Genomic DNA, 22864 nt, shown 5'->3' on the forward strand with positions numbered 1-22864 from the left:
TGGGGGGGCACGGAGCCCCGACTCGACGATCGTTGTGGCGTCAGCTGTTGGGGCGCTTGCCGTGGTTCGCAGCCTTCTTGCGGCGCGAACGGCGCTTGCGGCCGGTCTTACCCATGCGGTCCTCCCAGGTCTGGTGTCGCGCCAGTCTCTCAAACGCGATGCCGGCGGCGGTAATCGAGGCTGGTGATCACGCTCAGGTGTCGGTGATCCGGACCTGGACCGCGCGGATCTGCACCATCACTCGCTGCCGCAGGTCGCTCGGCGCGTGCTCCGAGGCGCAGGACCGGTGCACGACCGCCTTGACGGTGCGCTGAAGGTCGTACCTCTCCAGGCACGGCCCGCACTCGTCGAGGTGGTGCTGCACGGCCGAGCAGTCGGCCTCGTCGAGCTCGTTGTCGAGGAAGTAGACGATCCGTTCGAGGAAGTCGGCGCAGTCGTCGCTGCTGTGCTCGTGGCTCACGACTTGCCCTCCCCCGATGTGGTGCCGACCGGCAACAGGTCGTTGGCACGAACATAGTCCGAGAGCATGTCACGCAGCTGACGGCGGCCGCGGTGCAACCGCGACATGACCGTTCCGATCGGGGTGTCCATGATCTCCGCGATCTCCTTGTAGGCGAAGCCCTCGACGTCCGCGAGGTACACGGCCAGCCGGAACTCCTCCGGCAACCGCTGCAACGCGTCCTTGACCTGGCTGTCGGGGAGCCGCTCGAGGGCCTCGGTCTCCGCGGACTTGAGCCCGCCCGAGGTGTGCGACTCCGCTCGTGCGAGCTGCCAGTCCTCGACGTCCTCGGCCATCGACTGCTGCGGCTGGCGCTGCTTCTTGCGGTAGTTGTTGATGAAGGTGTTCGTGAGGATCCGGTACAGCCAGGCCTTGAGATTCGTGCCGGGCTTGAACTGGTGGAACGAGGAGTACGCCTTCGCGAACGTCTCCTGAACCAGGTCCTCGGCGTCGGCGGGGTTGCGGGTCATCCTCATCGCGCCGGCGTAGAGCTGGTCGAGGAACGGGAGCGCGTCACGCTCGAAGCGCGCCGCCCGCTCGTCGTCGGTCTCGGTCGCGACGTCGACCTCGGGGGTCGCGTCGTCGTTCAGGAAGTCCGTCATCGTGTCCCAGACTAGTCCGGGCCCAGAACGTTCCAGCATCGCGAGCACACCGGCACAACACGGTCAGGCTCTGGAGGATTCCCCGACCACCTCGCGAACGATCCACTCGAGCGTGGCTTCGACCACGATCCCCATCGCCTCCTCGGGCGTCACCGGCCCTGCTTTCGGGACCCGGAAGCCGTGGTCGGCCCCTGGGATCACGCACAGGTCGGTGCCCTCGGGGAACTCCTCGGGAGTGCCGAACGAGTCCCGCTCACCCTGCACGACCAGCGTGGGTACGCCGGCGCCGAGCAGCTCGTCGAGCCGGCTCTTCTCCGGCTTGCCGGGTGGGTGCAGCGGGAACGCCAGCGCCAGGCAGCCCGCTGCGCCGAGCTCGCGGGCGCAACGGGCGGCGGAGCGAGCACCGGCTGACCGGCCGCCCACGATGAGCGGGGTCCGGGTGCGCAGCCGCCGGGCCGCGGCACGCAGGCCCTCGTCGAGCGTGGGCGGAGCGGTCGCGACCTTGCGGCCGGCCAGCACCCACGGCTGCTCGAAGCAGACGACCGTCACGCCGTTGCGCGGCAGCGCCTCGGCCAGCGCCACCAGGTCGCGCGTGTTGATGCCCCCACCCGCGCCGTGACTGAGCAGCAGCGTCGCCAACGGTCGGTGCGCGCGGGCCGTGACCGTTCGGGCCTCGCCGTGGGGTGTGGGGAAGCGGGACTCGTGTCCCGGGACGACGGTCACGAGAGCGCGTCCTCCAGCGGGATCGGCTCGACCAGCTCCGGGCCGTTGTTGCGGACGTTGCTCACCAGCGTGGCGACCGGGAACGCCTCGAGCTGCCCGGGGGCCGCCGGCACCAGCAGTCCGAGCAAGTCGTCCTTGGAGGACGCAGCCGGATCGAGCCATGCCGCCCACCGGTCCGACTCCACCATCAGCGGCATCCGGTCGTGGATGTGCCCGACGGCGTCCTCGGCCTGGGTGGTCAAGACGGTGCAGGTCCACCGGAATCGCTCCGGGTCGTCATCGTCGCGGGTCGGGTCACGCCAGATCTCGTAGAGCCCGGCCATCGCGAGGATGCCGCCGTCCTTGGGACGGATGAAGAACGGCTGCTTCGCGGGCTTGCCCGCCTTGGTCTTCTGGGACGTGGGGTACCACTCGAAGTAGCCGTCGGCAGGAAGCAGGCAACGCCGGGACGCGAAAGCACGCCGGAACGACGGCTTCTCCGCCACAGTCTCCATCCGTGCGTTGATCATCCGGTTTCCGATCGAGGGGTCCTTCGCCCACGACGGGATCAAGCCCCACCGCAGGGTCCGGAGCTGCCGCTGGGCCGGCTCCTCGGAGTCCTTGGAGGGCGGCCGCTCCATCACCGCGTAGACCTCCTTGGTCGGCGCGACGTTGTAGTCGGGCGCCAGCGGCTTCTCGAGGCGCGGGTCGACGACCTCGAACTCCTCGATCAGGTCCTCGGGCTTCCGGCTCGATGCGTAGCGACCGCACATGGGGTCAGCGTAGACGCGACCGGTGACGAGGATCAGGCGCGCGCGAGCTCGTCCAGGAGGGCGGCGGCCGCGTCGTCGTCCCCGGGCAGCGACTCCACCCAGACCCGAGGCGGGGGCACCACACCGGACAGCAGGTTCCGGACCAGGCCGAGCCGTCGTGGCAACCCCTCGTCACGACGGATCAGGACCGCGATCCGCTCGCGTCCTACCCGCCCCAGTGTGTCGCCGCCGGCGAACACGGTCCGCAACGTCTCAGCCAGCCGGGCGATCCGCAGCGCAGCGGCGAACACGTCCTGCTCCTGCGGAGGATCCACGGTGTCGACCACGACCAGGGCATGGCTCGTACGGACCGGGGGGGCGCCGATGCCCTGGTCGCGGTAGACCTCCGAGATTCGACTACGCAGATGTGGAAGGCTCGCGAGCCCGGTGAGCGGGTCCTCGCAGGTCAGCTGGTGCAGGTAGCCCAAGGTCGCCTCGCTCCAGCCGGAGGCCATCGCCCGCACCACCGGGTACGACGGCTCGCTGCCGAGCACGGCGAGGTTGGTCGCCCGCAGCCCGTCGAGGGCGTCCTCGAGGGGCACTCCGTCACGGCCGAGCTCCATGCCGGCGTACACGCAGGCGTCGAGGAGGGCGGGGCCGGGTCGGCCGGCCACAACGTCCGGATCCGAGGCGAGGGCCTCCCCTGTCGCCTCGAACCGGGCCGGTACCTGCTCGTGCCGCTCCGAGGTCGCGGCCCTCGCCCCGGACCGCACCCGGGCAGAGCCGAGCGACCCGGTCCAGAAGTTGCCCACGTTCCCTCCGGTCGTCCGCAGCGACTCTTTCCAATGTCCAAGAGACGGGTGTCCCGGGGAGCCATGACGCGGGCCGGAACCGAGATTTCGCGGCGGATGCCGATTTTTGCGAACTCGCCCGGCTTCTCGGACTACCATCGAGGCCTCTCGCCCTACCAGTTCGTCGGACGTGTCATGACCAGCACCCTGCAGCGCATCGAAGGGCCCGGCGACGCCGAGCTGATCGCTGCGGTGCGCGGCGGCGACAACGACGCGTACGGGCTGCTCTTCGAGCGGCACGTGGACGCCGCCCGACGGCTGGCCCGCCAGCTCGTGCCCGGATCGGATGCCGACGACCTCGTCTCCGAGGCGTTCGCGAAGGTGCTGACGGTGCTCCAGCGCGGCGAGGGTCCCGACCTCGCCTTCCGGGCCTATCTCCTCACGGCGGTCCGGCGACTCCACATCGACAAGGTGCGGGGTGCCGCGCGGCTCCACACGACCGACGACCTGACGCCGTTCGACCCCGGCGTGCCGTTCCACGACACGGTCATCGAAGGATTCGAGAACGCCGCCGCAGCCCGGGCCTTCGCCTCGCTCCCCGAGCGGTGGCAGATGGTGCTGTGGCACACCTCGGTCGAGGGTCAGAAGCCGGCCGACGTCGCCCCGCTGCTCGGGATGAGCGCCAACTCGGTCGCGGCGCTGGCCTACCGCGCTCGCGAGGGGCTGCGACAGGCGTTCCTGACCATGCACGTCGAGACCCTCGACGACGACACCTGCGAGTGGGTGCGGCAGAACATCGGCGGCTACCTGCGCGGGGGAACCTCGCGCCGCGACGTGGCGAAGGTCGAGGCGCACCTCGACGAGTGCCGCCCCTGCATGGCGATCTACCTCGAGCTCACCGAGGTCAACTCCAACCTCGCCGCCTGGCTCGCGCCGATCGTGCTGGGAGCGGCCGGAGCGGGCTACCTCGCGACCACCGGCTCCGTCGGCGTCGGGGGCGCGGTGATCGCGATGCTCGACCGGGCCAAGGACGTGGTGATCGGCAAGGCGGTCGCGAGCACCGCGGCGGCGGGCGTCGCCGCGACCGTCGTGGTCGGAGGCGTGATGATCACCGGAAACGGCCCCGAGCTGCAGCTGGCCGGTGACCCGCCGGTCCTCCGCGAGTCCGTCGACGAGGACCAGCCTTCCGCCACGAAGCCGCAGGCGGTCCAGCGTGACCGGGTGGTCCGCCGCGAACGGGACGACCGTGAGCCTGCCCGACGGCAGGCCGGCACACGACAGGGGTCCGACGGGCCCCGGTCGGCCGGCGCGGGTGACGCCACGGAGACTCCCGCTGCCGCCGGCGACAGCGCACCGGACAGCAGCACCGACGACCCGACCGGCGTGGGAGGAACCCAGGAGCCCGCGGGCCAGCAGCCGGAGGAGCCTCAGGCGGAGGAGCCCCAGCCGGTGACGTACGACGTGGCGCTGAGCGCCTCCTCGGAACCGGGCAAGGGAGCGTCGACCCGGATCACGGTCACCGTGACCGGGGTCCCTGCCGGCATGACGGGCAGCCTGTCTGCGGAGGCCACCGGGGCCGTCTCGCTCAGCAGCCAGCGCGGAGACGGCGCCTGCCGGCGGCAGTCCCCGACGGCCTTCACGTGCGGTGTCAGTGACTCCGCCACGGTCTTCGTGTTCGGCGCCCAGAGCCCCGCCCCCGGCTCGATCACCTTCACCGTGACCCTCGCCGAGGGCACCGACACGAACGCCGCGAACAACTCCGTCACCGTCGGTATCGCGGGCAACGCCTGACCTCGGTCGGAAAGCAGCCCGCCACGCCTTCGTCCGCACGGCCGGGATCGTGTAGGAAGGACGCATGACGATGACGCGACTCCTGGCCCGGCCGATGCTCGCCTCGATGTTCCTCGTGGGTGGTGTCAACGCGCTGCGCAACGCCCCGGCGCTCGCTGCGAAGGCCAAGCCGGTGACGCAGCGGCTCGCTCCGCTCGCGGAGAAGGCGGTCCCGCAGGTGTCCATGCCCGAGAACCCGGTCACGTTGATCCGAGTCAACGCAGCAGCCCAGATCGGCGCGGGCTTCACCCTCGCCACGGGTCGAGCCCCTCGCCTCTCCGCGGCCGTGCTGGCGGCCACACTCGTGCCGACCACTCTCGCGGGTCACCGGTACTGGGAGGAGGACGACCCCGCGGCACGCAGCAACCAGCGGATCCACTTCTTCAAGAACGTCTCCATGCTCGGCGGGCTCATGATCGCGGGCGTGGACACCGAGGGCAGGCCCGGGCTCGCCTGGCGCGCCCGACGGGCGGCCAAGGACGCCCGCCGCGAGGCCCGCCACCTAGCCGCCACCGCCCGCCGTGAGGCCAAGCTCGCCGCTGCGCAGATCTCGTAGCCGGCTTCGGCCTCGATACCCTTCCCGGGTGAGCACCAGCGCCCGGACCGCCGACCTCTGGCCGGCGCCGCGCGCCACCGGACCGGTGTCAGCGACGGTGATGCTCCCGGGCAGCAAGTCGCAGACCAACCGCGCGTTGGTGCTCGGCTCGCTCGCCGAGGCGCCCAGCGTCGTACGCCGTCCACTGATGTCGCGTGACACCGCCCTGATGCGTGAGGGGCTGCGCGGGCTCGGGTGCTCCATCGACGGTGACGACGCCGAGTGGGCGCTCAGCCCTGGACCGCTGTCGGGCCCGACCGAGGTCGACTGCGGCCTGGCGGGCACCGTGATGCGCTTCCTCCCTCCGGTGGCGGCGCTGGCGACCGGACCGGTCGGCTTCGACGGCGACCCCCACATGCGCCAGCGACCCGTAGGCCCGGTGCTCGAAGCCCTCCGCACCCTCGGGGTGCAGGTCGAGGGCGGCTCGCTCCCGTTCACGGTGCGCGGTGGAGGCTCGGTCCGGGGCGGGACCGTGGTCGTCGACGCCTCGGCATCCTCACAGTTCGTCTCGGCGCTGCTGATCGCCGCCGCCCGGTTCGACGAGGGCGTCGACGTTCGTCACGCCGGCAAGCCGGTGCCGTCGCTCCCCCACATCGAGATGACCGTCGCCATGCTGCGCGAGCACGGCGTGGAGGTCGACGACGCGAGCGTCAACCGCTGGGCCGTCGCGCCCGGGCCGATCAAGGCGCTCGACCGCACGATCGAGCCCGACCTCTCCAACGCGGCGCCGTTCCTCGCGCTCGCGGCGGTCACCGGCGGGGAGGTGACGGTCCGCGACTGGCCACGCTCGACGACCCAGGCCGGTGACGCGTTGCGCGAGATCCTCACGTTGATGGGGTGCTCCGTGGAGCTCACCGGCGAGGGGCTGCGCGTCCGCGGCGGCGACGGCCTCGCGGGCGTCGACCTCGACCTGCACGACGTGGGTGAGCTGACACCGGCGGTGGCCGCGCTCGCGGCGCTGGCCGGCTCGCCCTCGCACCTGCGCGGGATCGGCCACATCCGCGGGCACGAGACCGATCGGCTGGCCGCGCTGGCGCGTGAGCTCGGTGGCCTCGGCGCCGACGTCATCGAACGCGCCGACGGCCTGTCCTTCCGGCCGGCGACCCTGCACGGTGGTGTGTTCCGCACCTACGCCGACCACCGGATGGCCCAGGCGGGTGTCATCGTCGGTGCCGCCGTGGACGGCGTGCTCGTCGAGGACATCGCCACGACCAGCAAGACGTTCCCCGACTTCGCCGACGTCTGGGCGGCGCTGCTGTGACCGGTCGGTACACCGAGCACGACCACGAGCACTACGAACGGCCGCGCCGTCACACCCGGCCGCGCACCAAGGAGCGGCCCACGTACGACGACGCACGGGACGGCACGGTCATGACCGTCGACCGTGGCCGGTTCACGCTGTTGGTGGACGGCGTCACGGTGACCGCGATGAAGGCACGACCGCTGGGTCGCAAGGGCGTCGTGGTCGGTGACCGGGTCCGGGTGGTCGGCGACGTCTCCGGGACCGAGGGCAGCCTCGCGCGAATCGTCGAGGTCTCCGAGCGCACGACCGTGCTCCGGCGCACGGCCGACGACGACGACCCGGTGGAGCGCGTGGTGGTCGCGAACGCCGACCAGCTGGTGGTCGTCACCGCGTTGGCCGACCCTGAGCCGCGGCCACGGTTGATCGACCGAGCCCTGGTCGCGGCGTACGACGCGAAGATGCGACCGCTGCTGTGCCTCACGAAGTCCGACCTGGCCGACCCGGAGACGCTGCTCTCGACCTACCGCTCGCTGGGGGTGCCCTGGGTGGTCACGCGCAAGGGGGGCGACCTGGCGGAGCTGCAGGGCGCGCTCCAGGGCCGCACAAGCGTGCTCGTCGGTCACAGCGGCGTCGGCAAGTCGACCCTCGTGAACGCCCTCGTGCCGCACGCGCATCGCGAGATCGGGCACGTCAACGCGGTCACCGGGCGTGGTCGCCACACGTCGACGTCGGCCCTGATGCTGGCACTGCCCGATGGTGCCGGCTGGATCATCGACACACCCGGCATCCGCTCCTTCGGGCTCGCCCACGTGCAGCCGGAGGACCTGATCGAGGCCTTCCCCGACCTCGACGAGATGACCGAGGACTGCCCGCGCGGCTGCACCCACGGCGCGGACGAGCCCGAGTGCGGGCTCGACGAGGCGGTCCTCCGCGGCGAGGCCGACCCGGTGCGGGTGGAGTCCTTCCGCCGGCTGCTCGCGGCGCGGAGCGCGCCGGAGTACTAGCGGCCGTCGCAGGGAGCTACCCGCCCGTGACCTGGTCGCGCATGCTCTCCCATATCGACCGGGCCTCGGTGTCCCCGGCCAGCACGACGAGCACCAGCACCACGACCGCGAAGCCGGACAGCAGCAGGGGCAGCGCGAGGCGGAGGGCACCGGTCCGCGGGTTCAGCCAGCCGGTGAGCATCGACATCACCCAGAAGCCGATCGCCGGCAGCACCAGCCGCTCGGCGTACTCCTGGTGGGCGGCGACGCTCGCGTCGACGCTCAGGTCGGGACGATCGGTGAGCAGCTGCTCACCGGTGACGAAGGCGCCCAGGATGGCAGCGGCGCCCAGCGTGGCGGTGACCATCATCGGGTAGCGCCAGACGTGACGGCGCTCGGGGCGGACGGCGTACCAGAGCGCGGTCAGGGCGCCGATCGGTCCCAGCGCCGCGGCGGCGTACGCCAGCACGGTGTGCACCGGGACCCCGACGATTTCCATGTGCGAACCGTAGTGCTCGGACTGCCGGTCCCGTGGTGGTTTCAGCAGACTCGCGGAGCCGACAAAATGCGCAGTCCGGTGCCGGTAGCCCGCTAGCCCAGCACCCCCCACACGGCCCGCGTCCCGGCGTCGCCGGTACGCACCACCTGGACGAGGAGCGCGACGGCGGCGACGGCCAGCGCCACCCGCAGCACCACCGAGACGGCGCCGGCGCGCGCGTGCAGCCACCCGGCCACCAGCGCGACGGTGCCGAAGCCGAGCGCGACCCACAGCAGCAGCGAGGCGCGGTCCTCGTGGGTGCCGACGAGCGGCTTCGTGCCGAGAGCTGGGCGGCTCTCGAGAAGATCGCGGCCCGTGAGGTACGCCGCGACGACGGCGCCGGTGGCGACCACCGCCAGTGCCACCATCGGCCAGCGAAGCCGGTCACGCAGCCCGCTTGCGACGGCATAGCCGACCGCGCAGAGGGCGGCGAGCGGAGCGAAGACCACCGCGGCGTGGATGACGAGCGGATGCAGCGGCAGCCCACCGATCTCCATGACGTGACGGTAGTGGAGACGGATCCGAGATGAACGCGCAACGCACCCACCGTCGCGTCCGGGTCGTCGCGCCGCGGGTGAGAATAGGGTGAGGCCCGTGGCCGACTACACCGACGACCTGCGGCTGGCCCACGTGCTGGCCGACGACGCCGACTCGCTGACGACGGCGCGGTTCAAGGCGCTCGACCTGCACGTGATGAGCAAGCCGGACCTCACGCCGGTCACCGACGCGGACACCGCGGTCGAGGAGGGCCTGCGCCGGACTCTGTCGCGGGTGCGGTCGCGGGACGCGGTGACCGGCGAGGAGCACGGCTCCACCGGCCACAGCCAACGGCGCTGGGTGATCGACCCGATCGACGGCACCAAGAACTTCGTCCGCGGGGTCCCGGTCTGGGCCACCTTGATCGCCCTGGTGGTCGACGACGAGCCCGTGCTCGGCGTCGCGTCGGCACCCATGCTGCAGCGCCGCTGGTGGGCCAGCGTCGGCAACGGCACCTGGACCGGCCGGTCGCTGCTCAAGGCCACCCGCTGCACCGTGTCCGACGTACGCCGCCTCGAGGACGCGTCGCTCTCCTTCTCGTCGCTCCACGGCTGGGACGAGCGCGATCGGCTCGAGGACTTCCTGTCTCTCTCCCGACGATGCTGGCGCACCCGGGCCTACGGCGACTTCTGGTCCTACATGCTGCTCGCCGAGGGCGCTGTCGACATCGCTGCCGAGCCCGAGCTCAAGCTCCACGACATGGCGGCGTGCGACGTGATCGTGCGCGAGGCGGGCGGCCGGTTCTCCTCGCTGGACGGGACCGACGGCCCCTTCGGCGGGAACGCACTCGCCTCGAACGGTCACCTGCACGAGGCGGCCCTCGCGTTCCTCGGCGCGCTCCCCGACGACGACAACGACCCGGACTCCCGGCCGCGCGGTCCCGGCTCGGTCTCGGAGCTGCGCCGGCGCGACGGCTGAGGTAACGGTCCGACGTCTCACCGTGTGGCGGACCTGTTCACACCCTTGGCGCAGGGCTAATTTGGACGGACACGTTTGGACACACGCGCTCGCAACACCAAGACGGAGGTACCTGATGCGCATCGGCGACGTACTCGGCGCCAAGCCGAGCCAGGAAGTCGTGACCATCACGCCGGACGCCGGGGTGCGCGACCTGATCGCGCTGCTCGCCGACCACAACGTGGGCGCGCTCATCGTCAGCAGCGACGGCACGACCGTCGAGGGCATCGTCAGCGAGCGTGACGTCGTGCGCCGTCTCCACCACGACGGCACGGTCATCAACAACACCGTGGGCGCGATCATGACCACCGACGTCGAGACCTGCGAGCCCGACGTCCTGCTCGACGACCTGATGAAAGTGATGACCGACCGACGGATCCGGCACGTACCGGTCGTCGAGGACGGCGCTCTGGTCGGCATCGTGTCGATCGGCGACGTCGTGAAGCACCGGATCGACCAGCTCCAGTTCGAGCGCGACCAGCTCGACAACTACGTGCACCATTCCTAGCCCCACGCCGCCCCACTACGGTGGGGGCATGGAGAAGCCTGAGATCGAGTTCTTCGACCCCGAGCCGCCCAGCGACCTGGTCGTCACCGACGTCACGGAGGGTGACGGTGCCGAGGCCACCGCCGGCTCGAACGTGTCGGTCCACTACGTCGGCGTAGCCCACTCGACCGGCGAGGAGTTCGACGCGTCGTACAACCGAGGCACGCCGCTGCAGTTCCGGCTCGGGGTGGGCCAGGTGATCACCGGCTGGGACCAGGGCGTGCAGGGCATGAAGGTCGGCGGACGCCGCCAGCTCGTGATCCCGCCGCACCTCGGGTACGGCGACCGCGGCGCCGGTGGGGTGATCAAGCCGGGCGAGACATTGATCTTCATGGTGGACCTCGTCGACGTCGGCTGAGGTCCGACGGAGCACGGACGGCAACGGGGCCGGCGCCAAGGCGCCGGCCCCGTCGTCGTGCTACCCCGGATCAGGGCTGCTGCGAGATCCGGTCAGTTGGCGTCGGTGCCACCGGGTCGTTGGCCCTCAGGTAGGTGACCAGCGAGTCGATGTCGAGACCACCGGTAATCCGGTTCTCACCGGCCGAGAAGCCGGTGAAGTTGTCACCGCCGTCGACGATGAAGTTGTTCGCCACGACTCGGTAGGAGTCACCGTCGACCAGAGGCACCATGGCGGTGCTCGGGTCACCGTCGTCGTCGACGAGGACGTCACCGACGATCGCTGAGGCTCCTGACTCCAGCGCGGCGGAGAGGTCCCAGGTGTAGGACAGGCCGGACACCTGCAGGATCTTCCGGTTGGTGCCCTCGTTGCCCCCGTTCCACTGCTGCTCGAGGATCGCCTTGATCTCGGCCCCGGTGAGGTCGATCGACGCCACCAGGTTGTTGAACGGCTGCACCGAGAAGGCCGCCCCGTAGGTGATGTCGCCGGCTGCGTTCTCCACCAGGTCGGCCCGGATGCCGCCCGGGTTCATCAGCGCGATCACCGGTGCACCGTTGTCGTCGATGGTGGTGTCGGCCTTCTGGGCGTCCGCGATCAGGTTGCCCAGGGGCGAGTCGCCGCCGTTGGCGTCCGGGGTGCGGGTGATCGAGGTGCCGGGGTCGATATGGCCGATGACCTCGTCGCGGATCGGTGCCACGAGCTCGGTGTAGAGGTCGATCAGGTCGAGGATGCCCTGGTGGGTGGGCTCGCCGGGTGCGTTCTCGACGATCGTGTTGTGGGCGAACGCCGCCGGCCGCACGATGTCACCGCTCTTGGCGTTGATCAGGAAGTGCAGCTTGCTGACGATCCGGCCCAACGAAGCCGCGCTCGTGAGGAGTCGCGGGTTGCCGTTCGGGTCGTCCACCACGCAGTTGTAGGGCTGGTGCGTGTGGCCGCTGACGACCGCATCGATGGCCGGGCTCAGGTTCTGCGCGATCTCCAGGCCCGGTCCGGAGACGCCGGTGCAGTCGTTGTACGCCGTGGGGTCGGCGGGCTGCACGCCCTCGTGCAGCAGGACGATGATCGACTTGATGCCGCGCTTCTGCAGCCCAGGCACCAGCGCGTTCGCCGTCTCGACTTCGTCGGCGAAGTCGATCTCCTGGATCCCCGCAGGCGACACGATCGTGTCGGTCGCCTCGAGGGTCATCCCGATGAACGCGACCTTCTCCTTCTGGACCTCCATCACCTTGACACCCGGGAACGGGGTCGGGCTCTCCTGCGTGCTGGGGTCCTTCCACACGACGTTGGCACCGAGGTAGGTGAAGTCGGCTCCATCGAACGACTTGCCGCCGGGGCACGAGTCGGCGCCGTTCTCCCCGTCGCCGTCGTCAAGGCAGCCGCCGTTCTGCATCCGCTGCAGCTCACGCCACCCCTCGTCGAACTCGTGGTTGCCGACGGAGGCGACCTGCAGCCCCATCATGTTCATGGCCTCGATCGTCGGCTCGTCGTGGAACGCAGCCGAGAGCAGCGGACTGGCCCCGATCAGGTCGCCCGCGGCGACCGTGATCGGGGTGGCGCCTGCCGCCCGAGACTTGCTCCGCTCCTCGTCCAGGAGCGCGGCGAGATAGGCAGCACCCCCGGCGGGGGTGTTGTTGATCCGACCGCTCGAGCTGGTCGAGGGCACGACCTCGAGCTGGCCGTGGAAGTCGTTGAAGGCGAGGAGGTCGAGCTTGACCACCTTGTCCTTGGCCGTGGGCTTGGCCTTGGCCTGGTAGACGCGCTTGGCGTCCGGCCCTTCGACCACGGAGGCCGAGGCTGCGGTCAGGCACCCGGCGACCAGTGCGGTGGCCGCCAGGGCTGCGACCGCGCCTGAGCGGGTCCGACGTGAGCTGAGCTGCATGGCAATCCCTTCGAGGAGAGGTTCTCGGGCGCACCGTAACCCGCTCCGAGCCCACCGGCCAGACCCAAAGAGGTGACGAGCAGTCACCAGGGCAGGTCGTCGGACAGCTCGCCCTCGTCGGCGACACGTGCCGCGAGGCCACCGAGCTCCACCACGTCGCCCCTCTGCAGCTGCCGCCCCCGCCGGGTCTCCACCTCGCCGTTCACCCTCACCAGCCCCTGCTGGACCGCGGGCTTCGCATCGGAGCCCGACTCCACCAGGTTGGCCAGCTTGAGGAACTGGCCGAGCCGGATGGACTCGTCCCGGATCGGTACGTCGACAGGCGTGCTCACAACAGGACCGTCCCGGCATGGATGAGGACTCCGACCAGCCCGCCGACGATGGTGCCGTTGATCCGGATGAACTGCAGGTCACGACCCACGTGCAGCTCGATCCGACGGGCCGCCTCCCGCCCGTCCCAACGCTCGATCGTGGAGGTGATGACGGTGGTGAGCTCGGCGCCGTACCGGTCGACGACGAACACCGCAGCGTCCGCGGCCACCCCGTCGAGCCGGCGACGAAGCCCCTCGTCGACGGTGAGCCGCTCGGCGAAGGACACCAGCTCGGCCTGCAACCGGCGACGCAGCTCACCGCTCGGGTCGCGCAGGGCCGACAGCAGTGCGTTGCGCAGCGCGTTCCACAGCGAGATCCCGGTTGTGGTGAACTGCGGGTGGTCGAGCAGCCGGTTCTTCAGCCCCTCCGCCCGTGCCTGGGTCTCGGGGTCGAACAGCAGGTCCTGGCCGAGCTGCGCGAGCATCGAGTCCAGCGCCTCGCGCGCGCGGTGGAGCGGGTCGTCGCGGATGTCCGCCACCCAGCGGACCGTCTCGGCGTGGATCCGGGTGGTGACGGCCTCGTTGAGCCGGTCGGGCGCCCACCACGGGGCACGTTCGGTCAGCACCGCGCGCACGGTGTCGGGGTTCGCGACCAGCCAGTCGTGCAGCTCCGTGAGGGCCAGGTCGACCAGGCCGTGGTGCAGGTCGTCCTTCACCACTTCCACCACGAACGACCCGAGCAGCGGAGCGATCGGCTCCGCGCGGAAGCGGGGCACCAGCACGGACTCCACGAGCTCGGCGATCTGCCGGTCCCCGACCTTCGACAGTCCGATGGTCGCGACCTCCGCGACCTCGTCGACCACCCGACGGGCGTTGTCGGGCTGCGCCGCCCAGACCCCGATCCGGTGCGAGATGGTGGCGGCGGCCACCCGCTCGCGGATGATCGCCTCCTGGAGGAAGTTCTCCCCGAAGAACTCCTCGAGGCTCCGGCCGAGGTCGTCCTTGCGCTTGGGGATCAGCGCCGTGTGCGGGATCGGGATCCCGAGCGGATGCTTGAAGAGGGCGGTGACCGCGAACCAGTCGGCGATCGCACCCACCATCGAGGCTTCCGCCCCGGCGTTGACGAACCCCAGGAAGCCGTCCTGGTCACGCGTCAGCACGTACACCACTGCCGCGAAGAGGAGCAGCCCGACGGCGACGGTGCGCATCCGGCGTAGCCCCTGCCGACGCGCCTCGTCGGCGGCCGGGTTGGGTGTGATCATCGTGACGGCGCTCATCGCGCTCGATTGTTCCCTACTCATGGGCGGCTGCCAGAATGCCGGGATGCCGCGCACTGTCATCACCTTCGGGACGTTCGACGTCTTCCACGTCGGGCACCTGCGCGTCATCGAGCGCGCGGCCGCCCTCGGTGACCGGTTGGTGGTGGGGGTCTCCGCCGACGCGCTCAACCTGCGCAAGAAGGGCCGCGAGCCGGTCTTCAGCGAGGGCGAGCGGCTGGCGATCGTCGCCGCGCTCAAGCCGGTCGACGAGGTCTTCATCGAGGAGAGCCTGGAGCTCAAGCGTGACTACATCGAGCGGTACGACGCCGATGTGCTCGTCATGGGGGACGACTGGCGGGGCCGGTTCGACGAGTTCGAGGACATCTGCGAGGTGGTCTACCTCCCCCGCACCCCCGCGATCTCGACCACCGCGCTGATCGAGAAGATCTCCGCGACGGGCTGAGAGCTTCCGTGTGCGCGCGGCCACCCGAGGCTAGGCTCGGCCCGGCGCAGAGCGGGCTGCCCACATCGGCACGGCGACCTCACGCAGTCGCCTGTCTCGAACTGGAGGAGAACCTTGCGTCGCACCGTCGCCGCCGCCGCCCTGGCCCTGGCCCTGGCCGCCACCGGCACCATCTCGGCGTACGCCGACTCGGACCTGCAGATCGAGTCGCCCGAGGTGGTCCCGTCGGAGCCGGAGGCACCCACCCCCGAGCAGGTGCTCGACCGCGCCGAGGCGGCGCTCGACGGTGAGGTCACCGGCACTCGCCGCCCGGAGGCGACGCTCGCGCTGCGTGACCTGTTCGCCACGCTGCCCCGCCTCTCCGGAACCGACCGCGCCGCGGCCCGCCGGATCCTGGCCCGGCCGACGCAGGGCGCCAACGATCCGTACGGCGATGGCTACACCGTCGACTCACGCCGTCGTTGTGCGAAGAGGATCTGCATCCACTGGGTGCCCACCACCTCCGACGCACCGCCGAGCGAACGCTGGGTCAACCGGTCCCTGAGGGTCGTGAAGCAGGTGTGGCGCACGGAGGTCAGCGCCCTGGGCTACCGCCGTCCGGTGCGGGACGGCCGCCGCGGCGGCAACGGCAAGCTCGACGTCTACCTCGCCGATGTCGGGAGCCAGGGCCTCTACGGCTACTGCGCCCCCGAGGTCACCAAGCCAGGTTTCAAACGGCTGGCCTCGGGCTTCTGCGTCCTCGACAACGACTTCTCGCGCTCGGAGTTCGGCGGCCGACCGATCAACACCCTCAAGGTCACCGCGGCCCACGAGTTCTTCCACACCGTTCAGTTCGCCTACGACTACCTCGAGGATCCCTGGCTGATGGAGGCCACCGCCACCTGGATCGAGGAGCGGTACGCCGACGGCGTCAACGACAACCGGCAGTACCTGCCCCGCGGCCAGCTGGTCCGCACCTGGGTCGCGCTGGACACGTTCAAGACCGACTCGGTGGTCCAGTACGGCAACTGGGTGTTCTTCGAGTACCTGACCGAGCGGTTCGGCAACCGGATCGTCAGGCGGATCTGGAACCAGGCGGGTCACTTCAGAGGCGACGGCAAGACCTACTCGACCAGCGCCGTCCAGCGGGTGCTGCCGCGCAAGGCGCCGTTCGCGAAGGTATTCGCGCAGTTCTCGGCCGCCAACCTCACCCCGGCCCGCTCCTACCCCGAGGGCCTGCACTGGCCGAGGCCCGCGCTGGTCAGCCACGGCGCCCTCGGTCGCGGTGAAGGCACGTCCGGCACGCTGGTGATCGATCACCTGTCCAGCCACGACATCCGGGTGACGCCCGAGAAGAGCCTCGGCAAGCGGAAGTTCAAGCTGCGGGTGCGGATCGACGGCCCAGCCCGCAGGACCGACCCGATGGCCACCGTCGTCTGGCAGCAGCGCTCGGGCAAGATCACGAAGCTGCCGGTCCGGCTGAACAAGAGGGGCAAGGGCTCGAAGGTGGTCCCGTTCAACCGCCGACAGACCCGGCGGGTGTGGCTGGTGCTCTCGAACGCGTCGACCAGGTTCGACTGCCGCGGCAACGACGTCACCTACTCCTGCAGCGGCACCCCGCGCGACGACAACCGTGCGTTCAGACTTCGCCTCCGCGTCGTCACCCGGCGCTGACGGCACCGGTCGCGCTGCTGGAGAGGCAGGTGACGGTGCCGCGCCGGCGGCACCGTCACCCGCGTCGGGTCAGGCCCGGACGGCGGTGACGATCAGGTACTCCCACCTGAGCGTGCCGGAGTCCGCACCAAAACGAGCGGCGAGGTCGACGAGTGCGGCGTCGAGCGCCGCCACCTTCTCGGCGTCGTCGCCCAACGAGCGGAACACCGCGATCGTCGGGCCGTAGCACGCCTTGAAGAAGTCGACCAGCTCCCGGGCCGAGGTGAACGCGTCGACCGTGAGCTCCTCGACCGTCTCGGTCACGTTCGTGACCCGGTCACCGAGCAGGGTCCGGACGTGGGTGGCGTCGCCCCAGAGCGGCGGCGGCTGGGCTCCGGGAGGCGGGGCCGGGGCGAACGGCTTCATGGTGGCGAACATCTGGCCGATGAATCCGGCCGGTGTCCAGCTGAGGTTCGCGATCGTGCCCCCGCGGCGGGTCACCCGGACGAGCTCGTCCGCGGCCTGCTGGTGGTGGGGAGCGAACATCACGCCCACGCACGAGATGACGGCGTCGAACGAGCCGTCGCCGTACGGGAGGGCCTCGGCGTCGCCGACCTCCCAGGTGATGTCCACGTCCGGGTGCGCGTGCCGGCCCTCCTCGAGTAGCTCGGGCGTCAGGTCCGACGCCACGACGGAGGCGCCGGTCCGGGCCGCCGGGACGGACGCGTTGCCGGAACCGGCTGCCACGTCGAGGACGCGCTGGTCGCCGGTAATGCCCGCGGCACGGACGAGCGCGGGCCCGGTGGCCGAGATGACGTCGCGGGCCACGGCGTGGTAGTCGCCCAGCGCCCACATCGCGCGGTGCTTGGCCTTGAGCTCGCGATCCGCGTCGAGCTGGGTGTCGATGGTCATGGTGGTGCTCCTCGTTCTCTGGTGTGTCTGTGACGGTCACCAGAGTGGAGGCACGGCCTTCCCCGAACCTTCCGCACGGGGAACGGTTCCGGCCTGCCGTCGCCGGAGGCTTACCCCTCCCCGCTTCGGTCCTCGCTGAAGACCGGCTCTCCGTCCACGCACTCCGCCTCGACCCGGATTCGTGAGTCGTCGGTCTCGAACTCGACCCGCACCCGGTCCGGCCCGACGTCGTCCCTCTCCAGCAGGTAGCCGCTGTAGGCGATGGCGCTGTCGAGGGTGATGGCCCCGCCACGGCACGACGCACTCACGACACCCGCCTGTCCCTGCCAGGTGCGGCTGACCGGTGTCTCGGTCGATCCGCCGTCGCCGGAGGACGGCGAGGGGGCCGCCGTGGTCGGAGACGGTGACCTGGTTCTGCCGGTGGCGGTGTCCGTAGCGGTGTCGGTGGGCGTTCGGGCGACGCCGGGCGGCTCGGAGACGGTGTCGAGACCGCCGGAGACCCCGCCGCCGGCTCGGGAGATGACGCCCCAGGCGAGCGTGGCGCCGGCCACCGCGACCACGACCCAGCCGACGACCCACAGGGCGACGACCGGTCGGGCTGTCATGGCGTCATCCTCGCACCGGGACGTCGCACGGACACCGCGACACCGCGCGGGCTAGCGTGCGTGGCATGACGAGCATCCTCGTGGTCGAGGACGACGAGGCCATCCGCAGCGCCTGCCGACGCGGCCTCGACGAGCGCGGCTACGCGGTCGCGACCGCCGCGACCGGCCTGGCCGGGCTGGAGCTCCTGATCAACACCGGAGCCGACGTCGTGCTCCTCGACCTCGGGCTCCCGGACGTCGACGGCCTGGCGCTGATCTCGATGATCCGCGCCGCCGCGGCGCACGTACCGATCATCGTGATCACGGCGCAGGACGACGACCCCACGATGATCCGGGCACTCGATACCGGTGCCGACGACTACGTCGTCAAGCCGTTCGGTACCGACCAGCTGGCGGCGCGGATCCGGGCCGTGCTGCGCCGAGCAGGCGCGTCCGGCGGCCCGGTCCCACCGGTGCGCGTGGGAGAGCTGGTGATCGACGAGCGGGCCCGGACCGCGACGCTCGCCGGCGAGCCGCTCGAGCTGGCGCGCAAGGAGTTCGACCTGTTGCTCGCGCTGGCCTCGCGGCCGGGCGAGGTCGTCACGAAACGCGAGCTCCTCGCCGAGGTGTGGCGAGATGCGTACGGCGGGTCGGACCGGACCGTCGACGTGCACCTGTCGTGGCTGCGCCGCAAACTGGGCGAGACCGCAGCCGAGCCGCGCTTCCTGCACAGCGTGCGCGGGGTGGGTGTGCGGCTGGTCGACCCCGGCGCCGACGAGCAGGCCTGAGGTCGTGCGCCGCCGCATCTTCTGGTTGGTCATCGCCACCACGTCCGTCGTGGTGGTGTCCTTCGTCGTACCGCTGTGCCTGCTCGTGCGGACGATCGCCCAGGACCGGGCCATGACGGCGGCGGACCAGGAGGCGCGGAGCGTGGCGATCCTGGTGACCCGGATCAGGAACGAGCAGCAGCTCACGGAGGTGGTGGAGGGACTGGACCCGCGCGGGGTGGCCCGGACCGGCGTGCTCACGGCGACCGGGACGGTCGTCGGACCGCTCGACGTCCCGCCCACGGACTCCGAGGTGCGCCGGGCGGCCCGAGGCGAGGCCTTCACCGTCGTGGACGACGCAGGCGGACGGGTCCTGCTTCCCGTGGTCACCGGCGAGGGCACGGCGGTCGTGCGCTCCAGCGTGACCGCCGACGACCTGCGCCGAGGCGTGACGGCCGCCTGGCTCGGGCTGATCGGGCTCGGCGTCGCACTGCTGGCGATCGGGGCGACGGTCGCGTCCCGGCTGGGTCGGCGGATCAGCGAGCCGTTGCACGAGGTCGCCGGGGTCGCCCACCGGCTCCGCGAGGGCGACCTGGCCGCGCGCGCCGACGTCCGGGGCACCGAGGAGACCGAGGAGCTCGCGCGGGCGCTGAACGGGCTGGCCGAGCGCACCACCGAGCTGCTGGTCGAGGAGCGGCTGGCGGTCGCCGACCTGTCCCACCGGTTGCGGACCCCGGTCACGGCGCTACGCCTCGACGCGGAGGCGGTGCCCGAACCCGGCCTCGCGAGCCGGCTCCAGGACCACATCGGGGTGCTCCAGCGGACGATCGATGCGATCGTGCGCGAGGCTCGTCGGCCGGTGCGGACCGACCTGCCGGCCCGGACCGACGCGCTTCCCACGGTCCGGGACCGTGCCGACCACTGGCAGGCGCTCGCGGAGGACCAGGGGCGCCCGACCCGGGTGGTGCTCGACGACGGACCGCTGATGGTCTCCCTGGCGACCGAGGACCTGATCGATCTGGTCGACGTCCTGATCGACAACGTCTTCGCGCACACGTCCGAGCCGACCGGTTTCGCGGTGCTCCTCGAGCGGCAGGGCGCCGACGTCCGGCTCCGGGTGGAGGACGACGGCGCGGGTCCGATGGCCCGGGACGAGCAGCGGCCGGGCAGCACCGGACTCGGGCTGGACATCGCCCGGCGCACGGCCGAGGCCGCCGGCGGTCGGCTGTCGCTGGGGCCTCGGCCCGGCGGGGGCACCCGGGTCGAGGTGGTCCTCCCGCTGGTCCCGGGCTGACACGGTCAGCCGCTCGTGCCCGAGTGTCCCGTCCGAGTCCGGGTGCTGGTGCCGGTGCCGCCGGTGCTGGTGTGAGTGCCGGTGGCGCCGCGGGTCCTGGTCCGGGTGTGGGTCCCGTCGTCGTCGAAGTCGTCGAAGTCGTCGTCCGAGACCACCACGAGCTCGTCGTCGTCGAGGTCCCGGCGGGCGTCGTCGCTGCGATCGGAGGTCACCGCGCCACCTTGACGGGGTGCTGCAGGGCCACCCGGTGCGGCAGGCGAGGCCCCGGGAAGGACCACGGTCCGAGTCAGGTTCCTCACGCACCGTCCGTCCTTCAGCCGGGCGGGCTTCGTGCAGGGGGCGAACCCGGGACGGTCGGCACCGGAGTCCTGGGCGGTCGTCGCGATCTCGGGTGCCGACGCAGGCTCCGGCGAGGCGAGCTGGTAGGCGGTGACGGCGCCGGCGGTGCCGGCGGCCACCGCGGCGGTGACGGCGAGTGCACTGAGGATGCTCATGCCCACAGTGGACGCCAGCCGGCGTTGTGCGCGCCTCGTCGCAGCGTCAAGAGAGTCTCAAGGTGCCTCTTGACCACCTCTTGACGGTGCGATGACGCGCGGTTGCCCCGGCCGCCCCCACGCTGGCGACCATGACCTACACGAGCAAGGACCGCGACCGGGCGCGTCTCTCCGTCACGGCCGTCACCGGCCTCAGCGCCGTGGGAGCCCTCACGACGACCGGGTGGCTGGCCGGGGCTGCAGCGGCGGACTTCGCGGCTGAGCAGGCCGCCGCGACGGCTGTCGACGTCCCGACCGAGCCCGCAGTGGCTCGACGGGCGGATCGGGGACGCACGCTGCGGCAGCGCCCCTACGTCACGCGGGTCACCGTGCGGTACGTCCGCGGTGCGGTCAGCGCCCCGGCGGCACCCGCGCCCGGTGGCCCGGTCACCAACGTCGCCTCGACGTCGTCCTCGTCGCCATCGGGCCCCTCGGGCTCCTCCGGCTCGGGTTCGTCGGGCTCCGGCTCGTCCGGTTCCTCCGGCTCGTCGGGCTCCTCCGCACCGGCCGCACCGAGCAGCGGGTCGTGACCGCCGTGCGGACCCACGTGCGGCTCGAGGCCCTCGGCAGCTATCTCTTCCTGGCCGTTCGCCGGCCAGCCGGGTTGCGCGCCGCCACCGTGCTGGCGGAAGCGGTGGTCGCCGACGTCGACGCGACGTGCAGCCGGTTCCGCAGTGACTCCGACCTGAGTCGTGCCAACGCCGCGGCCGGGCGCTGGGTCGCGGTCGACCCGCTCCTCGTGGCGGCGGTCGACGTCGCGTGCGCCGCTGCCGCGACCACGGGTGGCCTGGTGAACCCGCTGCTGGGCCGGACCCTGGTGCAGCTGGGGTACGACCGGGACTTCCGGCTCCTGCCGCGACCGGTCGCGACGCTCCTCCCGGGCGACGGACCGGCGATGGAAGCACCGCCGCTGGCCGCGTGGCGCGAGATCCGGACCGACCCCGCCGGCGCGATCCGACTCCCCGCTCGGAGCGCGCTCGACCTCGGCTCCACCGGGAAGGCCTGGGCAGCCGACCTGATCGGGACCGCGATCGAGGAGGAGCTCGGCGAACCGGCCCTGGTGAGCCTGGGCGGCGACGTCCGCGTCGCTGCACCCGACGGCCGGCCCTGGCAGGTCGCGATCTCCGAGGCGCCGGACGGCCCGCTCCAGCAGATGGTCGCCATCGAGGCCGGCGGGCTCGCGACGTCCAGCACCCGGGTGCGGCGCTGGAGCCACCGCGGCGTCGTCCGCCACCACCTGCTCGACCCGCGGACGGGTGGACCCACCAGCACTCGCTGGCGGACCGTGACGGCCACCGGCCCGTCGTGCGTGGCGGCCAACACCGCCGCGACCGCGGCCGTTGTCCTCGGGGACGACGCACCCAGGTGGCTCGCCGAGCGTGAGGTGGCGGCCCGACTGGTCGACTCTGCCGGAGAGGTCGAGAGGACCGGAGGCTGGCCCCACCAGGCCGAGGTCGCAGGCCGGTGGGCGTCATGACCGAAGGCCCCCTCCTCTGGTACCTGAACCGCAGCAGCGGGGTCGTGGGACTGGTCCTGCTCACCGCCGCGACCGTGCTCGGCGTCCTAGCAACGGGTGGCCGGCCCGGCACCCGGATCCCCCGGTTCGTCCTGCAGTCCGTGCACCGCAACGTCGCCCTGATCGCCGTCGTGACCGTGACGGCCCACGTGGTGGCGGCGGTCGTGGACGAGTTCGTCGACATCCGCTGGTGGCACGCGCTGGTCCCGTTCACCGGTCGGTACGAACGGCTGTGGCTGGGTCTCGGCGCGACCGCGGTCCAGCTGCTGCTGGTCGTCACCGTCTCGAGCCTGCTGCGGCACCGGCTGCGGCGGCGCACCTGGTACTCGCTGCACCAGTCCGTCTACCTGCTGTGGCTCACGTCGGTCCTGCACGGCGTCGGCATGGGCACCGACCTCGCCGATCGGTGGTGGCCCGTCACCGTGGGCTGCGTCGCGGCGGTGACGACGGCCGGGACCTGGCGACTGGCCCGCGCGTTGCTCGAGAGCACCGCGCTCGACGACCGGGCGGCCCGCTCCCGCGCCGAGGACGACGCCATGACCATGCCGATCAGGAGGCTCCCGTGACGACCACCTTCATCCAGCCGGCGGCGGCCCCGCGCGACGACCGCCCTCTCTCCCCCGTGCCCCCCGCGACCGAGCTCACGGTCGTGCCGGGACCGTCGTTGCTGGCGGGCGTCGACCGCGGCCCGTCGTTGTCGGCCCACCGGGACCAGTACGGGCCGCTCCCTGCTCCCGACCG

Annotated in this window: 28 protein-coding genes; 14 read left to right on the forward strand and 14 right to left on the reverse strand. The window is 71.6% G+C overall.

Going from position 1 to position 22864, the window contains the following annotated elements:
• Positions 1–40 precede the first annotated feature (40 nt).
• From VFZ39_RS19060 to VFZ39_RS00780, 6 genes are all read right to left on the reverse strand, one after another.
• Positions 41–115, reverse strand: a complete 75-nt coding sequence (locus tag VFZ39_RS19060) for a 50S ribosomal protein bL37 (RefSeq protein ID WP_376768484.1) — start codon at positions 113–115, stop codon at positions 41–43.
• 78 nt (positions 116–193) lie between these two features.
• Entirely contained in the window at positions 194–460 is a 267-nt protein-coding gene (gene rsrA, locus VFZ39_RS00760) for a mycothiol system anti-sigma-R factor (RefSeq protein ID WP_330863805.1), read from the reverse strand.
• Positions 457–1101 carry a sigma-70 family RNA polymerase sigma factor gene (locus VFZ39_RS00765; RefSeq protein WP_330863806.1) on the reverse strand — a complete coding sequence of 215 codons (645 nt, stop codon included), beginning with the start codon at positions 1099–1101 and terminating at the stop codon, positions 457–459. The genes rsrA and VFZ39_RS00765 overlap by 4 nt, the downstream gene beginning before the upstream one ends.
• 63 nt (positions 1102–1164) lie before the next feature.
• The gene (locus tag VFZ39_RS00770) at positions 1165–1824 is read right to left on the reverse strand and encodes an alpha/beta family hydrolase (protein WP_330863807.1); all 660 of its coding nucleotides are present in this window, start codon (positions 1822–1824) and stop codon (positions 1165–1167) included.
• Positions 1821–2576, reverse strand: a complete 756-nt coding sequence (locus tag VFZ39_RS00775; protein WP_330863808.1) for an SOS response-associated peptidase — start codon at positions 2574–2576, stop codon at positions 1821–1823. The genes VFZ39_RS00770 and VFZ39_RS00775 overlap by 4 nt, the downstream gene beginning before the upstream one ends.
• 32 nt (positions 2577–2608) lie before the next feature.
• Positions 2609–3367 carry a hypothetical protein gene (locus tag VFZ39_RS00780; protein WP_330863809.1) on the reverse strand — a complete coding sequence of 253 codons (759 nt, stop codon included), beginning with the start codon at positions 3365–3367 and terminating at the stop codon, positions 2609–2611.
• Between the two features lie 174 nt (positions 3368–3541).
• Between VFZ39_RS00780 and VFZ39_RS00785 the strand changes: the two genes are divergently transcribed.
• From VFZ39_RS00785 to rsgA, 4 genes are all read left to right on the forward strand, one after another.
• Positions 3542–5137, forward strand: a complete 1596-nt coding sequence (locus tag VFZ39_RS00785; RefSeq protein ID WP_330863810.1) for a sigma-70 family RNA polymerase sigma factor — start codon at positions 3542–3544, stop codon at positions 5135–5137.
• Positions 5138–5201: 64 nt separating this feature from the next.
• Positions 5202–5732 (forward strand): DoxX family protein, encoded by a 531-nt coding sequence (locus VFZ39_RS00790; protein ID WP_330863811.1) that lies wholly within the window; start codon positions 5202–5204, stop codon positions 5730–5732.
• Between the two features lie 100 nt (positions 5733–5832).
• Positions 5833–7032, forward strand: coding sequence for a 3-phosphoshikimate 1-carboxyvinyltransferase (gene aroA / locus VFZ39_RS00795; RefSeq protein WP_414690247.1), 1200 nt, complete (start codon positions 5833–5835; stop codon positions 7030–7032).
• Positions 7029–8018: a ribosome small subunit-dependent GTPase A gene (rsgA, locus tag VFZ39_RS00800; RefSeq protein WP_330863813.1), complete on the forward strand. Its 990-nt coding sequence runs from the start codon at positions 7029–7031 to the stop codon at positions 8016–8018. The genes aroA and rsgA overlap by 4 nt, the downstream gene beginning before the upstream one ends.
• A gap of 16 nt (positions 8019–8034) precedes the next feature.
• Here rsgA and VFZ39_RS00805 read toward each other — a convergent pair whose 3' ends face one another.
• Together VFZ39_RS00805 and VFZ39_RS00810 are read right to left on the reverse strand one after the other, a co-directional pair.
• On the reverse strand, positions 8035–8496 hold the full coding sequence (locus VFZ39_RS00805) for a hypothetical protein (RefSeq protein ID WP_330863814.1): 462 nt from the start codon (positions 8494–8496) through the stop codon (positions 8035–8037).
• 92 nt (positions 8497–8588) lie between these two features.
• A complete protein-coding gene (locus VFZ39_RS00810; protein ID WP_330863815.1) occupies positions 8589–9032 on the reverse strand; it encodes a DUF2231 domain-containing protein in 444 nt (147 codons plus the stop codon).
• Between the two features lie 97 nt (positions 9033–9129).
• Here VFZ39_RS00810 and VFZ39_RS00815 point away from each other — a divergent pair, with 97 nt between their 5' ends.
• The 3 genes from VFZ39_RS00815 (at position 9130) to VFZ39_RS00825 (ending at position 10934) form a co-directional block, all read left to right on the forward strand.
• On the forward strand, positions 9130–9990 hold the full coding sequence (locus VFZ39_RS00815) for an inositol monophosphatase family protein (protein ID WP_330863816.1): 861 nt from the start codon (positions 9130–9132) through the stop codon (positions 9988–9990).
• Between the two features lie 115 nt (positions 9991–10105).
• Complete coding sequence (locus VFZ39_RS00820) at positions 10106–10537, forward strand: CBS domain-containing protein (RefSeq protein WP_330863817.1); 432 nt, start codon at positions 10106–10108, stop codon at positions 10535–10537.
• A gap of 28 nt (positions 10538–10565) precedes the next feature.
• Positions 10566–10934 (forward strand): FKBP-type peptidyl-prolyl cis-trans isomerase, encoded by a 369-nt coding sequence (locus tag VFZ39_RS00825; protein WP_330863818.1) that lies wholly within the window; start codon positions 10566–10568, stop codon positions 10932–10934.
• Positions 10935–11004: 70 nt separating this feature from the next.
• Here the strand turns inward: VFZ39_RS00825 and VFZ39_RS00830 are convergent, their stop codons facing one another.
• From VFZ39_RS00830 to VFZ39_RS00840, 3 genes are all read right to left on the reverse strand, one after another.
• On the reverse strand, positions 11005–12852 hold the full coding sequence (locus tag VFZ39_RS00830; RefSeq protein ID WP_330863819.1) for a bifunctional metallophosphatase/5'-nucleotidase: 1848 nt from the start codon (positions 12850–12852) through the stop codon (positions 11005–11007).
• An 83-nt stretch (positions 12853–12935) separates the two neighbouring features.
• A complete protein-coding gene (locus VFZ39_RS00835) occupies positions 12936–13184 on the reverse strand; it encodes an RNA-binding S4 domain-containing protein (protein ID WP_330863820.1) in 249 nt (82 codons plus the stop codon).
• The gene (locus VFZ39_RS00840; protein ID WP_330863821.1) at positions 13181–14440 is read right to left on the reverse strand and encodes a DUF445 domain-containing protein; all 1260 of its coding nucleotides are present in this window, start codon (positions 14438–14440) and stop codon (positions 13181–13183) included. Before VFZ39_RS00840 ends, VFZ39_RS00835 begins: the two co-directional genes overlap by 4 nt.
• A gap of 46 nt (positions 14441–14486) precedes the next feature.
• Here VFZ39_RS00840 and VFZ39_RS00845 point away from each other — a divergent pair, with 46 nt between their 5' ends.
• Entirely contained in the window at positions 14487–14885 is a 399-nt protein-coding gene (locus VFZ39_RS00845; RefSeq protein ID WP_330863822.1) for an adenylyltransferase/cytidyltransferase family protein, read from the forward strand.
• Positions 14886–14999: 114 nt separating this feature from the next.
• The gene (locus VFZ39_RS00850) at positions 15000–16538 is read left to right on the forward strand and encodes an MXAN_6640 family putative metalloprotease (protein ID WP_330863823.1); all 1539 of its coding nucleotides are present in this window, start codon (positions 15000–15002) and stop codon (positions 16536–16538) included.
• 69 nt (positions 16539–16607) lie between these two features.
• Here VFZ39_RS00850 and VFZ39_RS00855 read toward each other — a convergent pair whose 3' ends face one another.
• Entirely contained in the window at positions 16608–17429 is an 822-nt protein-coding gene (locus VFZ39_RS00855) for a class I SAM-dependent methyltransferase (RefSeq protein ID WP_330863824.1), read from the reverse strand.
• A 110-nt stretch (positions 17430–17539) separates the two neighbouring features.
• Positions 17540–18034 (reverse strand): hypothetical protein, encoded by a 495-nt coding sequence (locus VFZ39_RS00860; RefSeq protein ID WP_330863825.1) that lies wholly within the window; start codon positions 18032–18034, stop codon positions 17540–17542.
• A gap of 65 nt (positions 18035–18099) precedes the next feature.
• Here VFZ39_RS00860 and VFZ39_RS00865 point away from each other — a divergent pair, with 65 nt between their 5' ends.
• Positions 18100–18801, forward strand: a complete 702-nt coding sequence (locus tag VFZ39_RS00865; RefSeq protein WP_330863826.1) for a response regulator transcription factor — start codon at positions 18100–18102, stop codon at positions 18799–18801.
• Between the two features lie 4 nt (positions 18802–18805).
• A complete protein-coding gene (locus VFZ39_RS00870) occupies positions 18806–20074 on the forward strand; it encodes a sensor histidine kinase (protein WP_330863827.1) in 1269 nt (422 codons plus the stop codon).
• Between the two features lie 5 nt (positions 20075–20079).
• Here the strand turns inward: VFZ39_RS00870 and VFZ39_RS00875 are convergent, their stop codons facing one another.
• On the reverse strand, positions 20080–20568 hold the full coding sequence (locus tag VFZ39_RS00875) for a hypothetical protein (protein WP_330863828.1): 489 nt from the start codon (positions 20566–20568) through the stop codon (positions 20080–20082).
• 131 nt (positions 20569–20699) lie between these two features.
• On the opposite strand from VFZ39_RS00875, the gene VFZ39_RS00880 reads away from it, so the two are divergent.
• The 3 genes from VFZ39_RS00880 to VFZ39_RS00890 are packed head-to-tail and all read left to right on the forward strand — an operon-like array spanning position 20700 to position 22689.
• Complete coding sequence (locus VFZ39_RS00880) at positions 20700–21137, forward strand: hypothetical protein (RefSeq protein ID WP_330863829.1); 438 nt, start codon at positions 20700–20702, stop codon at positions 21135–21137.
• Positions 21134–22084 (forward strand): FAD:protein FMN transferase, encoded by a 951-nt coding sequence (locus tag VFZ39_RS00885; RefSeq protein ID WP_330863830.1) that lies wholly within the window; start codon positions 21134–21136, stop codon positions 22082–22084. Before VFZ39_RS00880 ends, VFZ39_RS00885 begins: the two co-directional genes overlap by 4 nt.
• Positions 22081–22689, forward strand: coding sequence for a ferric reductase-like transmembrane domain-containing protein (locus VFZ39_RS00890; RefSeq protein WP_330863831.1), 609 nt, complete (start codon positions 22081–22083; stop codon positions 22687–22689). The genes VFZ39_RS00885 and VFZ39_RS00890 overlap by 4 nt, the downstream gene beginning before the upstream one ends.
• The last annotated feature ends 175 nt before the right edge of the window (positions 22690–22864 follow it).

Source organism: Nocardioides sp. (genome assembly GCF_036374615.1).
GTDB lineage: Bacteria > Actinomycetota > Actinomycetes > Propionibacteriales > Nocardioidaceae > Nocardioides.

Excerpts from the sequence above, each read along its gene's own strand:
- VFZ39_RS00765 (WP_330863806.1), bottom strand. The coding sequence starts at position 1,101 with ATGACGGACTTCCTGAACGACGACGCGACCCCCGAGGTCGACGTCGCG.
- VFZ39_RS00775 (WP_330863808.1), bottom strand. The coding sequence starts at position 2,576 with ATGTGCGGTCGCTACGCATCGAGCCGGAAGCCCGAGGACCTGATCGAG.
- VFZ39_RS00785 (WP_330863810.1), top strand. The coding sequence starts at position 3,542 with ATGACCAGCACCCTGCAGCGCATCGAAGGGCCCGGCGACGCCGAGCTG.
- VFZ39_RS00790 (WP_330863811.1), top strand. The coding sequence starts at position 5,202 with ATGACGATGACGCGACTCCTGGCCCGGCCGATGCTCGCCTCGATGTTC.
- aroA (WP_414690247.1), top strand. The coding sequence starts at position 5,833 with ATGCTCCCGGGCAGCAAGTCGCAGACCAACCGCGCGTTGGTGCTCGGC.
- VFZ39_RS00805 (WP_330863814.1), bottom strand. The coding sequence starts at position 8,496 with ATGGAAATCGTCGGGGTCCCGGTGCACACCGTGCTGGCGTACGCCGCC.
- VFZ39_RS00810 (WP_330863815.1), bottom strand. The coding sequence starts at position 9,032 with ATGGAGATCGGTGGGCTGCCGCTGCATCCGCTCGTCATCCACGCCGCG.
- VFZ39_RS00820 (WP_330863817.1), top strand. The coding sequence starts at position 10,106 with ATGCGCATCGGCGACGTACTCGGCGCCAAGCCGAGCCAGGAAGTCGTG.
- VFZ39_RS00825 (WP_330863818.1), top strand. The coding sequence starts at position 10,566 with ATGGAGAAGCCTGAGATCGAGTTCTTCGACCCCGAGCCGCCCAGCGAC.
- VFZ39_RS00830 (WP_330863819.1), bottom strand. The coding sequence starts at position 12,852 with ATGCAGCTCAGCTCACGTCGGACCCGCTCAGGCGCGGTCGCAGCCCTG.
- VFZ39_RS00840 (WP_330863821.1), bottom strand. The coding sequence starts at position 14,440 with ATGAGCGCCGTCACGATGATCACACCCAACCCGGCCGCCGACGAGGCG.
- VFZ39_RS00845 (WP_330863822.1), top strand. The coding sequence starts at position 14,487 with ATGCCGCGCACTGTCATCACCTTCGGGACGTTCGACGTCTTCCACGTC.
- VFZ39_RS00855 (WP_330863824.1), bottom strand. The coding sequence starts at position 17,429 with ATGACCATCGACACCCAGCTCGACGCGGATCGCGAGCTCAAGGCCAAG.
- VFZ39_RS00860 (WP_330863825.1), bottom strand. The coding sequence starts at position 18,034 with ATGACAGCCCGACCGGTCGTCGCCCTGTGGGTCGTCGGCTGGGTCGTG.
- VFZ39_RS00865 (WP_330863826.1), top strand. The coding sequence starts at position 18,100 with ATGACGAGCATCCTCGTGGTCGAGGACGACGAGGCCATCCGCAGCGCC.
- VFZ39_RS00875 (WP_330863828.1), bottom strand. The coding sequence starts at position 20,568 with ATGAGCATCCTCAGTGCACTCGCCGTCACCGCCGCGGTGGCCGCCGGC.
- VFZ39_RS00880 (WP_330863829.1), top strand. The coding sequence starts at position 20,700 with ATGACCTACACGAGCAAGGACCGCGACCGGGCGCGTCTCTCCGTCACG.
- VFZ39_RS00890 (WP_330863831.1), top strand. The coding sequence starts at position 22,081 with ATGACCGAAGGCCCCCTCCTCTGGTACCTGAACCGCAGCAGCGGGGTC.